The organism is Halobiforma lacisalsi AJ5 (assembly GCF_000226975.2).
In the GTDB taxonomy this organism is placed as follows: Archaea; Halobacteriota; Halobacteria; order Halobacteriales; family Natrialbaceae; genus Natronobacterium; species Natronobacterium lacisalsi.
Map to the genome: position 1 here is coordinate 1,251,975 of NZ_CP019285.1, position 14,077 is coordinate 1,266,051.

The following is a 14,077-nucleotide window of genomic DNA, read 5'->3' on the forward strand; positions in this document are numbered from 1 at the left end:
GTACATTTTCCGACGGTAGGTAGTACTCGAGTACCGCGTAATAAAGATACTGGCCCTCGTCGATATCCTGTTTTATTCGCCCTTCTACTCGTTATTTGTGGCCGAATTAGTAAAGATATAGAGTCCTGGGTGTCGAATACTACCATACTGCTCTCGATTTACATAAGACGAGTCGATATGACGCCGTCCGGATAGTGTCAGAAATAAGTACACTGTCGGCCTGGTCGGCCCGGTTGCAGTTCTCGGCGACCGGCGTGGACTGGCGTCGACTCCCGATGTCCGGCGACGAACGGATTCCGGCGGCGGGGATCAGCCCCGGAGACGCCGGAGCATGACGCTGTACTCGTTTCGCTCGTACAACTGTTCGACGTGCCCGAGCAGTTCGTCGGTCGCCGACAGGATCCCGGCGGCCCGCTCCGGGTTCCGCTCCTCGAGGGTCGCCGCCTCGCGGCGGAGGTCACGGGCCAGCGACAGGAAGTGGTTCGGGATGGTGTGGTTGTGGTCGGCTCGAACGCTGACGTACTCGTCTTCGATGGTCGCGACCCGGGACTCGACGTCGGATGCGAGTCGCTGGACGTCGGCCGATCCCTCGTCGGACCGGGACCGGGCAAGCCGCGGCAGGAGCGTTCGGTCGTAGAACGTACACTCCTGGTAGATCGCGTACAACTGGACGTCGTCGACCCCGTCGCGGTCGACCATCGCCTCGAGTTCCCGAACGCGGTCGGCGAGGTGGCGGTAGACCGCGCCCTCCTCGCGTTGCAGTTCGTCGTCCAGCGAATCGAGCCGCCGCCGGACGTCGTTCGTACCGATATCGGCCACCGCGGCCCGCAACTCGGCGTGTTCGTCGACGGTCTCGACCGTCGATTCGAGCACCGCCGACACGTCCGACTCTTCCCATCCCGAGTCGCCGAGTACCTCGAGTAGCTCCCGGGACTGTGCCGTCTGCGGTCGAACCGTCCGCTCGACCTCGTCGACGATCAGTGCCAGGTCCGTCCCCGGGGTGTCGAAGACGAGTTCGCCGTCCTCGAGGGCATCTGCGAGTTCGACCGTCCGATCGTCGACCTCGTCGGTCCGGAAGGTGAGGCCCCCGCTCCGGGCAGCCTCCCGACAGACGGTTCCGGCGGCGTCCTCGATCCGGTCGTAGGTTCGCCGGTACCGGTCCAGTTCGGCCTCGAGTTCGGCGATTTCCTCCCGTCGGTTCTCGTCGGGCCGACCCTCGGACGCGGACGTGGATGCGGAGGCCGACTCCGACCTCGCCTCCGCGACCTCGGTTTCGAGTTCCAGAACCCGCTCGAACACCGGTTCGACGCCGTCGGCGATCGGTCCCTCCTGGGCCGCAAGCGACCGTTTCGCCGCTTCGACCCGTCGTTCGTCGGTCGCATCGTCGACGTCGGCGACGGCGTCGGCTACCGTGCCAGCACGCTCGAGACGGTCGACTACATCCTCGAGAACGTCCTCGACGCGCCCCTCGTCGGGCGAAGAAGCGGACAGGACGCGACACAGTTCGCCGGCAAGCGGGTCGCTCGGCCGAGTTCGGGACGCGACGTCGTCGGCAACCGCCGTCACCGGGTGCGGAGTCGATTCGGACGCGCCGCTCTCGCTGGGTTGACTGTCGCCGCTGACATCGCGACTGGGATCCGGATCGGGATCGGACGATTCGGCGGACGCTCCCGCCTGCTGACGTGCTTCGGCTCCGCGTCCGCGCCCCTCCCGTCGGCTTCGCCGACTGCTGCCGGGATTCTTGATCTCCCGGACGCGCTGGCGGACCTCGGAGACGACTTCGTCGACGGTATCCGTCGCGCTCGAACTGATCCGGGTCGATCCCCCGCCCGAGGTCTTGATCTCGAGTTCGGTGAACGCGCCGTCCTGGTGGGACTGGACGCCGGTCACCTGATCGTAGTAAATCTCCTTGTTGGTCCCCCCGCCGACGCCCGACCGGGACTTCATGTCGTACTCGGCCCCCTTGTTGAGATTGATCGAGGTTTCGGTGACGACGATGGTCGTGTTGTAGTAGGTATCGGACGGTTCGACCAACAGCGGCGAACTCCCGGAGTTGTACGTGAGGTTGTAGAGGTTCGCGTCCTCCACGTCGATCCCCCGTTTCGCGTTGCGCTCGGACTCGCCGATGAACTTCTTGACGAACGGCCGATACTTGTCGTTGATCTCCCTGACTCCCCAGTACCACGTGATAACGCCGGCCAGTATTCCGAGGACGAAGAAGGCCCCGACCTCCTCGACCCCCGCACCGATCAGCGTGAAGACGACCGTGACGCCGATGATGACGCTCCACGGCGACCAGCCGATCTTCCACCGGATGTTGTTGACGTCCCCTGCCATTGCAGAGGCCATGCACTCAGGCCGTGATTAACCTTCTGCCGTGATATGTCCGTTTCAGACGATATTCTTCTGTACTAACTCGAGCGGGCGAGAATATTTCGAATCCGCGACGGCCGCGTCGAGCGGACGCCGGTTCCGGTCGGCCGGAGTTCGCACGTCGACGGGAACGGAACGGAACTGAACGGAACGTGGCCGTCGGACCGACTTCGAACAACTACGGTCAGGCCATGTTCTCCCGGCCGAGACAGGAAAACAGCGCCTCGACGTGTTCCCACGCGTCCCGAACGTTCTCGGCCTGCTGGCTGTTGCCCTCCTGTTTGAGTCGCTGGGCGTGGTCGTACATCTCCTCGAGCGACGGCAGTTCGGGGTTCCACAGCGTCCCCCAGAGGAAGACGTCGTCCAGGTACGGCGTGACGAGTTGCTTGACGTGGATGTCGACCGACTCGATGCCGCTTACGTTCCCCGCGTCGAGGAACTGCTCGTCGCCGATGATGTTCGCGAGCGTGCCGTCGGAGACGAACTCCGTGACCTCCTCCATCTTCTCTTCCGGGCCGTAGACGAGGAAGGTGCCGCCCCACGCGGTCGTCGGGTCGAACTCGGCGAGTTTGTTCTGGAACAGGGCGTTCCGGACCAGGATCTCGAGTTTCGACCGGTCGAACGAACTCGCCCGCGAGCGGCCGAGGACGGGCGCGAGGATCACCGCCGGCGTGAACTCGCTGTCGGGGTCGCGCTCGTACTTGTCCTGGACCGGCCGGAAGCTGTCGGCGGGATCGAAGACGTCGCCCATGATCGACATGGTCGCGTCCCGGTCGAGGAACTGTGGCACCGACGACATGGTAAACGCCTCGAGGAACGCCACGAGCGGCTTGTTGATCTCCCGATACTGGGGCGGGTTGTACTCCTCGAGGCGTTCGATCCGGGGCCGGATGTCGGCCTGGACGTTCTCGAGCCGGTTGTTGTCGAAGGGGATGATCGCGTCGACGGTCCGCGAGGCGCGGGCGAGGCCGACGACGCCGTTGACCTTCGCACGGCCGCCGAACTCCGAGTACTCGGTCCCCTTCGAGGGGATGACGATGCTGCTGAACAGCGGCTTCGGGACGACGAGGTCGTCCTCGAGGACCTCCTCGCGGATCTTCTCGGCCAGCACGGGCGTCGACCCACAGCCGGTCCCCTTCGTGACGCTGTGGACGAACATGACTGCCTGGGAGTCCTGGATCCGGTCCTTCCGCAGGTCCCACCGTTCACGGAAGGGGTCGCCGTCGTCCGCGAAGTCGGCCTCGACGAGTTTCTTCCCGATGTCCCAGCGGTAGCCGGCCCCCGCGTAGTCGTGTTTCCCGAAGCCGATGATACAGTTCGGAAGGAGGTCGTTCCGGCTGTACTCCTTCTCTTCCTGGGCGTAGTAGGTCTGCTCGAGTTCGCTAACGTTCGTGTTCAGCGGCCCGTAGCCGGCGAGTCCGCCGTTCCAGATGCGAGCGCGGCGCTCGTTGTTCGCCTCGAGGGTGTCCCGGCGAAGCAGGATCGCGTCGAGGATGTTGTTCCCCGCGCCGCCGACCCCCACGAGGTACCACTTCTTCCCGTAGGGGTCGTCCATCAGGTCGTCGCTCGGGGTCTCGGCCGGCCCGCGGCTCCCGCCCGCGTCGACCGACCCCGGCCCCGCGCCGGAGCCCAGTCCGTCCTCGGCGTCTGGTTCGTCGGGTTCGGGCTCCGCGAAGACCTCCGCCTCGAGGTCCGGATACACCTGTTCGACCGACGCCGGTTCGTCTCCGTGTGCGTTGCGAACGTGCTCGACGAGCGAGTCGCCGTCCCACTCGTCCGCCCGTTTCATACAGATTTTACAGATAGTGCTCATGTTCGGATGTCGTACTCGTTCGTCGGATCGTGCTTTAGGTTTCGGGTCGTTTCGCCGGCGGTCGTAAGCCGGGGATCGATTCCAGTCGCCGGCGCTGCCGTCGGCCGGATCATCCGCCGTACCTGTCCGCGAACCGTTCCCGGAGCGTCTCGAGGCCGGCGTCGACGCCCGTGTGCTCGTCGAATCGGATCTCGAGGAAGCCCGGCGGTGCGCCCTCCTGTAGCTCGACGTCGACGACGACGTCGGTCTGTCGCCGGCAGAACCGTGCCAGTTCCTCGAGAACGGCCGGTTCCGCGACCGGGTCCGGCAGCCGCTCGGTCTGGCACTCGACGCTCGCGGCGTCGCCGACCCCGTCCAGTTCCCGCAGGACGTACAGGATCTCGTCGGCGATCGATTCGGGGGTGACCGCCTCGCGTGCTCGTTCTCGGTCGGTTCCCCGGCTGTCTCCCGGCTTCGGATCGCTCGAGGAAGCGGGAGGTGGATCGGAGCCGGGATCGGAACCTGGACCGGAGCCGGGATCGATCCCCTTCCGGCCGGTTTCGCCCTGGCGATCGCGGTCCCCCCTGCTTTCCTTCTGGACCTTCTCGAGGACGATTTCCCGCGCCTCCCGGTCGAGGTCGACCGCCACGTCGTGCCGCCGCGTGACGAGCGGGACGACGTCGGCGACGAGCGCCAGCGGTACCTCCTCCGGGACGTCGATCCTGCCCCGGCCGTGATCGACCGTTCCGACTACGCCGCCGAGGAAGTCCACCGTCACCAGCAATTCGTCGCTGCTCGCCCGGGCCTGGTCCAGCGTCCGCATCGCCTCGTCGAACGTACAGCGGTGCAGCGCCCGGGTCGCGTCCGAGAGCAGGCGTTCGATCTCGACGACGCCGTCGATCGATTCGTGTCGGCCCTCGACGACGAACTCGCCGATGCGGTCCCCGAGGTCGTCCTCGAGTCGGTCGGCCAGTTCCCGGACGTCCGCGAGCGTCTCCTCGACGGCCTCACGGCGGTCCGTAAACGCCTCCTCCTGGCGGCGGACGTAGGTCTCGATCTCGCGGCAGTGGTCGTACAGGGCCCCGATCGTCCGTGCGGCGTCCCGGACGTGCCGTTCCTCCTCGAGGACGTCCGCGGCGACGGATTCGACGTCGGCGACGTGGATCGTCCCGTCCGAGGGCGGGAGCGTGACCTCGCGGTACTGGCTCGGCAGGTTCACGATCTCGTAGGGTTCGCCGAACGCGGAGGAGACGCCCGGATCGAGGCGACCGTCGGCGATCGCCTCCTCGAGCGCGGTGCGCAACTCGCGTTCCAGTCGGTCGATCTCCCGTTTCGGGTCCGTGGCCGAATCCGGGTCGAACGCCCGGGCCCGGTCGACCGCCGCGGGCGCGATCGGCTCGAGGCGCTCGAGCGTTCCGTCCCCGATTCGTTCCTCGAACGCGACTCGCGGGTCCTCGTCTCCGCCCAGTGTGGACGACGGTCGGTCGTCCGTTCCGGAACCGCCGTCGACGCGGGAGTCGGTCGACGCCTCCCTCTCGCTTCTCCCTTCGTTCGCGGCCGTTGCGGTCGATCCCGACCGGGCGCGAACTGCGGCGGCGAGTCCACCGCCGAGGACGAGCACCCCGCCGACTACGAGCGCGAGGCCGACCCCGGTGCCGAGGTCCCCCGCGACGCCGACCGTCGGCTCGAGGGCGGCGACTCCCCGCGAGAGCGACGTGACGGCCGGATCGATCACCTCCGGGAACGACGTTCCGGATCCCCGGTTCGTGGCGACCGCCGGCGGATCGCCGAACGGCCACCGTCCTCCCCCTGAACGGTCGATCTGCATGTAGCACAACTGGCGAGTAGAGGGGTAAAGAAGTATCGGCCTCGCGACCAGTACGGGCGGCGACCGGTCAGCGGACGGAAACGGTTCGGTGCCGCTCGACCGGCAACAGGGGTTCCTCCGGGAACGCGACGCTGACGGAGAACTCGAGTTCCTCCGTGTCGGCCCCGAAGACGCCGACGGGGACGGTCTCGGACCCTCGCAGGAAGGTGTTCGTGCTCGTCATCTCGGTCCCGTTTACCGTCACTTCGATCCCGGCGCGGGCGGGTTCGCCGACGTTCCGGACGGTCACCTCGTGGACCTCGTTCTCGCCCGTGGCGATCGTCTCGGGGAACGCGCCCCAGTCCATCTCGATCGAGGGCAGTGACTGGGCCCCTTCGTAGACCTGCTCGGCGACCCCCTCCGAGAGGCCGGCGTCGATCAGCCCCTCGATCTCGGCCTCGAGCACGTCGCCGGGGGTCGACAGCCCCTCTTTCGCGAGTTTGCTCGCGCGGCCGGGGCCGACGCCGTCGATGGCGGTCAGCCCGACCGCGTCCTCGGCGACGCCGTTCTCGATCCGGGCCTCGACCCGCCGGGCGAGGTTCGCCGCGTGCGGGCCGACGAACCGGTCGAGGAACGCGCCGAGCGCCGACAGCAGGCGGGTGGCGTTCCGCCGGATGACCCAGGCGTCGCTTTGCAGTTCCGCGGGGGTGGTGCCGCTGGCCGCCGACCGGAGGATCGCAAGCACCTTCCGCTGGCCGGCCTCGAGGTCGTCGGTTTCCTGACCGACGAGGACGGCGTTGACGGCTTCGCGCTCGTCCTGGCGGGCCGAGACGGATTCGAACTCCGCGGCTCCGGCCACGGCTGCGAGGACGTCCTCGGTCTCGAGGGCGTCGTCCTCGCCGTCTGCGACCCGGTCACAGAGCGCGGCGAACGACGCGGCCGTCTCCAGGCGCAGGTAGTACTTCGAGGCGAGCACGCCCCGCGGGGTCGCCTCGATCGAGAGGTCACCCGACTCGCCGGTCTCGACGAAGCCGCGCTCGACCAGTTCCTCGAGGCAGTCCCGGACACGTTGACGGAGGTTCGGGAAGTCGTACGCCTCGGGCTTCGACTGGCCCCGCACGTAGTAGAAGGTCGTCTCGAGCCAGTCCATCACGTCGTCGAGATCGGTGATGGTCCCCATCGCGATCTCGGCGTTCAGGTGGGTCTCGAGGCTGTCGGCCAGTCTGGACTCGATCTCCTTGCCCTCGTTCAGCAGGCGCCGGTACTTGTCGGCGTCGGCGCCGTCGCAGACGACCCAGCCGTAGCCGACGTCGTCGTACCCCGGCCGTCCCGCGCGGCCGAGCATCTGGAGGACGTCGAGCGGACTCATGTCGACCTCGCCCTCGAGGGGGTCGTGCAGTTTCGTGTCCCGGATCACGACGCAGCGGGCCGGGAGGTTGACGCCCCAGGCCAGCGTCGACGTCGAGAACAGCAACTCGATGTGACCCTCCTTGAACCACTCCTCGACGAGGTCGCGGTCGTTCTTCGAGAGGCCGGCGTGGTGGAAGGCCACGCCGTCTAACACGGAGTTGCGGAGGGTGTCGTTTTCCAGTTCCTTCGATTCGGTGTGGAAGTCGTAGTCGCCGCGGGCCCCCATCGGCACGTCGCGTTCGGCGATCTCGTCGCGGGCCGCCTCGGCCGCGCGGACGGTGTCCTGGCGCGAGGAGACGAACACGAGCGCCTGGCCGTCCTCCCGGAGGTGTGGCTCCGCGAGGTCCAGGGCCCGGTAGAGCCGGCGGTACTTGTCCGCGAAGGAGTTCTCGCCGTGGGTGTAGGTCTTCACGCCGGCGTTCAGGTCGACCGGGCGGTACTCCTCGCCGAACTCGAAGGTCGTCTCCTCGGGGGCGTCGAGCCAGGCGGCCACGTCGTCGACGTTCGGCATCGTCGCCGACAGCGCGACGATACGCGGATCGCAGAGCCGACGGAGCCGCGAGATGGTGACCTCGAGCACCGACCCGCGCCGGTCGGCGTCAAGCAGGTGGACCTCGTCGATGACGCAGACGTCGACGTCGGTGACGAAGTCGTACCGCCGGGAGTCGTGTTTGCGCGTCGCCGAGTCGAGTTTCTCGGGGGTCATCACGAGGATGTCCGCGTGACGCGCGCGGCGCGGGTTCAGGTCCCGCTCGCCGGTGACGACGTACACCGAGTAGTCGAGGTCCTCGAAGCGGTTCCAGTCGTCCTCCTTCTCGTTGGTCAGCGCCCGCAGGGGCGCGATAAACAGCGCGGTGCCGCCGTCGGCGAGCGCCTTGCAGATCGCCAGCTCCGCCAGGGCGGTCTTGCCCGAGGCGGTCGGCGCGCTCGCGACGACGTTCGCCTCGGACTCGAGTAAGGCGGGCAGGGCCTCGCGTTGCATTCGGTTGAACTCCTCGAACGCGAAGGCGTCGGCGAATTCGGGCAGAACCTCGGCGACCTCCATCAGGCGGATACGGGGAGCGGGCGATCAAAGGCGTTTCCTTCCCCGGCCGGGATCGTCGCGAGGCGGTTCGTCGATGGGTTACGTGGACCGGTTCCGGCTCCGGCTCCGTTCCCCGCTCCGGTCCCGATCGACGAGTTTCCCCAACTGTTCGTTCAACGCGCCGTTCGCACGCTCGGGTTCGGGCGTCCGTTCGAAGGTCAGTTCGGGGTCGCCCGAGCCAGCGGTGTAGATCGTCAGGTCGCCATAGCCCAGGAGTCGGCCGAGCACGTCCTGCTCGAGGGCGGTGTTCTGGACGCGGTCGATCCGGAACTGGGTGACGTTCCGGGAGACGATGCCGCGTTTCTTGTACAGTTCCTCGGAGGTGATCACGTACCGCGTGTTCGTCCAGACGACGTACTGGACGAGCACGAGCGCGATGCCGAGGACGACGAGCGCGACTCCCACCAGGGAGAGGCCCCCGACGCCCCCGTCGGTGACGCTCCAGGCGGCCACGGCAAACCCCACGAGGACGAGCGCCAGCCCGATCGGCACCCTGACGCCCATCGTGACCGGGTGCGGCCGACTCTCCCAGACGACGTTCTCCTCGCCGGAGAGGTGCAGCCAGTCCGGGTGGGTCGTGGCCGGGGTCGATGGCGTCGGACGGCTCACGGAGGAGCGTATTCCGCTCGTTCCCGTAAAGCTATCGCGGGTAGGGAGTGGTTTCCCCGCTCGCTCTCGAGGCGTCGTACTCAGTCGGCCGCGTCGGCCTCTCCGGCGGCGACGTCGACCGCCCTGACGTTCATCCCGTTGCTCGTTTCGTACCAGTAGTAGCAGCCCAGACCGACCGCGACGGCGACGTTCGAGGCGGTGACCGACCAGAAGACGCCGACGACGCCCCAGCCAAGCAAGAGGGCCGCCCCCGCGGCGATCGGTAGCCGGACGATCCAGTACTGCAGGAGGGTCGCGACGAGACTCGTCCGGGTGCGTCGCGCCCCGTTGAACCCCGCCTGCAGGAGGTAGGTCGCGCCGATCGCCCAGTAGCCGTACGCGAGGATCTCGAGGTACTGCGCCGCGACCTCGACCTCGGCGGCCGTCGCATCGGGGACGAAAAGCACCGACAGCGTCTCGGGGATGGCCCACTGGATCGCACCGACGATCGAAAGCGCACCGGCTGCGATGGCGACGCCGACCCACGTCGTCCGCCGGGCGCGCTCGGGCAGTTCAGCGCCCAGGCTCTGGCCGATCATGCTCTGGGCGGCCTGCTGGAGCCCCATCGCCGGGACGAAGGCGATGGTCGCGACCCGAGCGCCGACCGTAAACGCCGCGAGCCCCGCCGCGCCGCCGACGGCGGCGACGAGCCAGATCATTCCGACCCGGGCCGACTGGCTCCAGACGGATCTCGAGCCAGTCACCGACGTCGAACGCACGGACCTCGCGGGTGAGGACGAACCCGTCGCGTCCAACGAGCGCGAGCGTGAGCCCGAACAGCAGGGCAACGCCGTAGGCGGCGGCCGTCGCGTACGCGGCACCGGCGATCCCGAGTTCGGGCGCCGGTCCCCAGCCGAAGATCAGGAACGGATCGAGGACGACGTTGACCGCGACCGCGACGACGTTGATGTACAGCGCAGCGCGCGTATCGCCCCAGCCGATAAAGCCCGACTCGAGCGACTCGCTCGCGCTCATCAGGGGAAAGGCGACCGCGTACGCCGCGAGGTACAGCGCCGCGAGTTCGGTGACGCTCGCTTCGGCCCCGAGGACGCCGACGATGTCACGGGCGAAGACGAAAACCAGCGCCGCGACTACCACGCCGGCGACGAACCCGAGGAGAACCCCGTTGAACGCGGCCCGGCGGCCGTCCCGGAGTTCGTCCGCACCGGTCCGCTGTGAGACCAGTACCTGCGTGCCGACGCTGGTCCCGATGGAGACGGCAGCAAGCAGGCCCAGAAGCGGGAAGTTCAACCCGACGGCCGCGACCGCCTCGAGGCTGAGACGGCCGAGCCAGAGGGTATCGATCACTTGCTGGGCGACCTGCACGAGGTTCTGGACGAGCAGCGGTGCCGCCAGGATCGCGAGCGTCGTCGGGATGGGTCCGCTTGTAATTTCCTCACGACCGATGTCGAACATCTACCGCCACTGGTTATTAGTAAATAAAATAAAAGTTTCGCTCGCCGACCAGCCGGCGGACGCCGGCGGGATCGGTCGGGCCGTTCGACGCTTCGACTCGTTCGGGCCGTTTGATTCGTCCCGGCCCGTTCGACTCGTTCGACGACCGCAACCACTTTTCCCTCGGGGCCCGAGGACTCGGGTATGAGCAGCGCTCGAAAGCCCGACTGGCTCAAGATGCGGCCGCCGTCGGGCCGGGAGTTTACCGACATCCGGGAATCCCTCCGCGACCGGAACCTACACACCGTCTGTGAGGAGGCGAACTGTCCGAACCTCGGGGAATGCTGGTCCGGCGGCGAGGGCAGCGACGACGGCGGCACCGCGACGTTCATGCTGATGGGCGACCGCTGCTCGCGGGCCTGTAACTTCTGTGACGTCCAGACGGGCGGGATGGAACCGCTCGACCCCGACGAGCCGGAGAACGTCGCCGACGCCGTCGCCGAGATCGGGCTGGACTACGTCGTCCTCACGTCGGTCGACCGGGACGACCTGCCCGACCAGGGCGCGGGCCACTTCGCCGAGACGATCCGAGAGATCAAGGACCGCCACCCGGGTATCCTCGTCGAGGTACTCATCCCCGACTTCCAGGGCGAGGAACACCTCGTGCGGAAGATCATCGACGCCGACCCGGACGTGATCGCCCACAACGTCGAGACCGTCGAGCGCCTGCAGTTCCCCGTCCGGGATCGCCGCGCCGGGTACGAACAGTCGCTATCGGTTCTCGAGCAGGTCGACCGCGAATCGGACATCTACACGAAGACGTCGATCATGCTCGGCCACGGCGAGTACGACCACGAGGTCTACCAGACGCTGGCGGATCTGCGTGAGCGGGGCGTCGACGTCGTCACCCTCGGGCAGTATCTGCGGCCCTCGCGGGACCACCTCGAGGTCGAGCGGTACGACCACCCGCACAAGTACGAGACCTGGCGACGGGTCGCCGAGGAGGAGTTAGGATTCCTCTACTGTGCCAGTGGTCCGATGGTCCGCTCGTCGTACAAGGCGGGCGAACTGTTCGTCGACGCCGTGCTCCGAGACGGGAAGAGCGTCGAGGAAGCGCGACGCGACGCGCACTCGAGCGACTCGACGGTTTCGACTGCGGAGTAACTGGACTTTCCGTTCTTTCTCGCGTTCGTTTTCCGTTCGGCCTCGAGAGCCGGTAGGCCGGTCCTACCCGATCGATCGTGGGAGAATGACGTGCTCTCGAGGCGATGTGGACGATTGACCGATCCGCCCGGGATTCCCCGGACGCCTCCCGTCCGCGCGGGCAAGAATCTCATTGATAGTAAACTATTTACGAAAATCCTTTAACGTGAGCGATAGATCGTTGCAACATGCGCAGGTGGGTTTACCCGTGAGTACGCTACAGCGCGATCCCCGAGAGCGAGTACAGGTGCTCGACGAGGAGGGCCAGGTGCTCGACGACGCCGAGGTCCCGGACCTCTCGGAAGAGGAGTTGCTCGAGATGTACGAACAGATGCGGCTGGCCCGGCACTTCGACGAACGGGCTGTCAGCCTCCAGCGACAGGGGCGGATGGGAACGTACCCGCCGCTGTCCGGGCAGGAGGGGGCTCAGATCGGGAGCGCCCACGCCCTGGACGAGGAGGACTGGGTCTTCCCCAGTTACCGCGAACACGGCACCGGGCTGGTTCGGGGGCTGTCGCTCAAGCGGACGCTGCTGTACTGGATGGGTCACGAGGAGGGGAATCAGATCCCCGAAGAGGCCAACATCTTCACGGTCGCGGTGCCGATCGCGACCCAGATCCCGCACGCGACGGGCGCCGCCTGGGCCTCACAGCTCAAAGGCGAGAACAAGGCCTTCCTCTGTTACTTCGGCGACGGCGCAACTTCGGAGGGCGACTTCCACGAGGGGCTGAACTTCGCCGGCGTCTTCGACACGCCGAACGTCTTCTTCTGTAACAACAACCAGTGGGCGATCTCGGTCCCCCGGGAGCGCCAGACCGCGAGCGAAACGCTGGCCCAGAAAGCGACGGCCTACGGCTTCGAGGGCGTCCAGGTCGACGGAATGGACCCCCTGGCGGTGTACAAGGTCACCCGTGACGCCGTCGAGAAGGCGAAAAACCCCGGCGAGGACGAACTCCGGCCGACGCTGATCGAGGCGGTCCAGTACCGCTTCGGTGCCCACACGACGGCGGACGACCCGTCGGTCTACCGCGACGACGAGGAGGTCGAACGCTGGAAGCAGAAGGATCCGATCCCGCGGATGGAGACGTTCCTGCGGAACAACGGGATGCTCGACGACGAGCGGGTCGACGCGATCGAGACCCGCATCGAGGAGTCGGTTGCCGATGCCATCGACGCCGCCGAATCCGTCGAGCGCCCCGATCCGGAGGAGATCTTCGCCCACGTCTACGAGGGCATGCCGAAGCGACTCCAGCGCCAGCTCGAGTACTTCGAATCGATCCGCGAGGAACACGGCGACGACGCCCTGCTGGAGGGATAACACATGGCTACGCACGCAGACTCCGACACCGATGCGGACGTACAGGCCGAACCGGACGTGGACGCGGTCGAATCGGAGAACCTGACGCTCGTCCAGGCGGTTCGAGACGGCCTCTACACCGAGATGCAACGCGACGACGACGTCGTCGTCATGGGCGAGGACGTCGGCGAGAACGGCGGCGTCTTCCGCGCCACGGAGGGGCTACACGACGAGTTCGGCGACCAGCGGGTCATCGACACGCCGCTGGCCGAGTCGGGCATCCTCGGCACCGCGGTCGGGATGGCTGCCTACGGCATGCGCCCTGTCCCCGAGATCCAGTTCCTCGGGTTCATCTACCCCGGTTTCGACCAGGTCGTCTCCCACGCCGCGCGCCTGCGGACGCGCTCGCGCGGTCGATACACGTGCCCGATGGTCATTCGAGCCCCCTACGGCGGCGGTATCCGGGCCCCCGAACACCACTCCGAGTCCTCGGAGGCGATGTTCGCTCACCAGCCCGGGCTCAAAGTCGTCATCCCGTCGACCCCCTACGACACCAAGGGGCTGTTGACGAGCGCGATCCGCTCGCCCGACCCCGTGCTCTTCCTCGAGCCGAAACTCATCTACCGGGCGTTCCGCGAGGAGGTACCCACCGAATCCTACGAGGTCCCGCTCGGCGAGGCCGCCGTGCGCCGCGAGGGGTCGGACATCTCCGTGTTCACCTGGGGCGCGATGACTCGGCCGACCCTCGAGGCCGCCGAGAACCTCGAGGGCGAGATCGACGTCGAGGTCGTCGACCTGCGGACGCTGTCGCCGCTCGACGAGGACGCCATCGTCGAGTCCTTCGAGAAGACCGGCCGCGCGGCGGTCGTCCACGAGGCCCCCAAGACGGGCGGGCTCGGGGCCGAGATCGCCGCGACGATCCAGGAGCAGTCGCTGCTCTACCAGGAGGCACCGGTCGAGCGCATCACCGGCTTCGACACGCCGTTCCCGCTGTACGCGCTCGAGGATTACTACCTGCCCGAAGCGGCTCGCGTCGAGACGGGCATTCGGGAGGCGATGGAGTTCTAA

Annotated in this window: 8 protein-coding genes and 1 pseudogene; 3 read left to right on the forward strand and 6 right to left on the reverse strand. The window is 67.2% G+C overall.

The features are described 5' to 3' along the window. Nucleotides 1-309: 309 nt before the first annotated feature. The 6 genes and pseudogenes from CHINAEXTREME_RS05895 to CHINAEXTREME_RS22490 form a co-directional block, all read right to left on the reverse strand. Nucleotides 310-2,337, reverse strand: a complete 2,028-nt coding sequence (locus CHINAEXTREME_RS05895) for a hypothetical protein (RefSeq protein WP_007141557.1) — start codon at nt 2,335-2,337, stop codon at nt 310-312. Nucleotides 2,338-2,557: 220 nt separating this feature from the next. Continuing rightward, entirely contained in the window at nt 2,558-4,186 is a 1,629-nt protein-coding gene (locus CHINAEXTREME_RS05900; protein ID WP_007141558.1) for an FtsZ/tubulin family protein, read from the reverse strand. Between the two features lie 109 nt (nt 4,187-4,295). Then, nucleotides 4,296-5,993, reverse strand: a complete 1,698-nt coding sequence (locus CHINAEXTREME_RS05905; RefSeq protein ID WP_007141559.1) for a hypothetical protein — start codon at nt 5,991-5,993, stop codon at nt 4,296-4,298. A 67-nt stretch (nt 5,994-6,060) separates the two neighbouring features. Then, nucleotides 6,061-8,427 carry a DEAD/DEAH box helicase gene (locus CHINAEXTREME_RS05910; protein ID WP_007141560.1) on the reverse strand — a complete coding sequence of 789 codons (2,367 nt, stop codon included), beginning with the start codon at nt 8,425-8,427 and terminating at the stop codon, nt 6,061-6,063. A gap of 78 nt (nt 8,428-8,505) precedes the next feature. Continuing rightward, entirely contained in the window at nt 8,506-9,075 is a 570-nt protein-coding gene (locus CHINAEXTREME_RS05915; RefSeq protein ID WP_007141561.1) for a PH domain-containing protein, read from the reverse strand. Between the two features lie 80 nt (nt 9,076-9,155). Next, a pseudogene (locus CHINAEXTREME_RS22490) lies at nt 9,156-10,530 on the reverse strand (MATE family efflux transporter). A 183-nt stretch (nt 10,531-10,713) separates the two neighbouring features. Here CHINAEXTREME_RS22490 and lipA point away from each other — a divergent pair. The 3 genes from lipA (at nt 10,714) to CHINAEXTREME_RS05935 (ending at nt 14,077) form a co-directional block, all read left to right on the forward strand. Next, nucleotides 10,714-11,673, forward strand: coding sequence for a lipoyl synthase (lipA, locus tag CHINAEXTREME_RS05925; protein ID WP_029601396.1), 960 nt, complete (start codon nt 10,714-10,716; stop codon nt 11,671-11,673). 247 nt (nt 11,674-11,920) lie between these two features. Further along, the gene (pdhA, locus tag CHINAEXTREME_RS05930) at nt 11,921-13,030 is read left to right on the forward strand and encodes a pyruvate dehydrogenase (acetyl-transferring) E1 component subunit alpha (RefSeq protein ID WP_007141564.1); all 1,110 of its coding nucleotides are present in this window, start codon (nt 11,921-11,923) and stop codon (nt 13,028-13,030) included. A 3-nt stretch (nt 13,031-13,033) separates the two neighbouring features. Next, a complete protein-coding gene (locus CHINAEXTREME_RS05935; protein WP_007141565.1) occupies nt 13,034-14,077 on the forward strand; it encodes an alpha-ketoacid dehydrogenase subunit beta in 1,044 nt (347 codons plus the stop codon).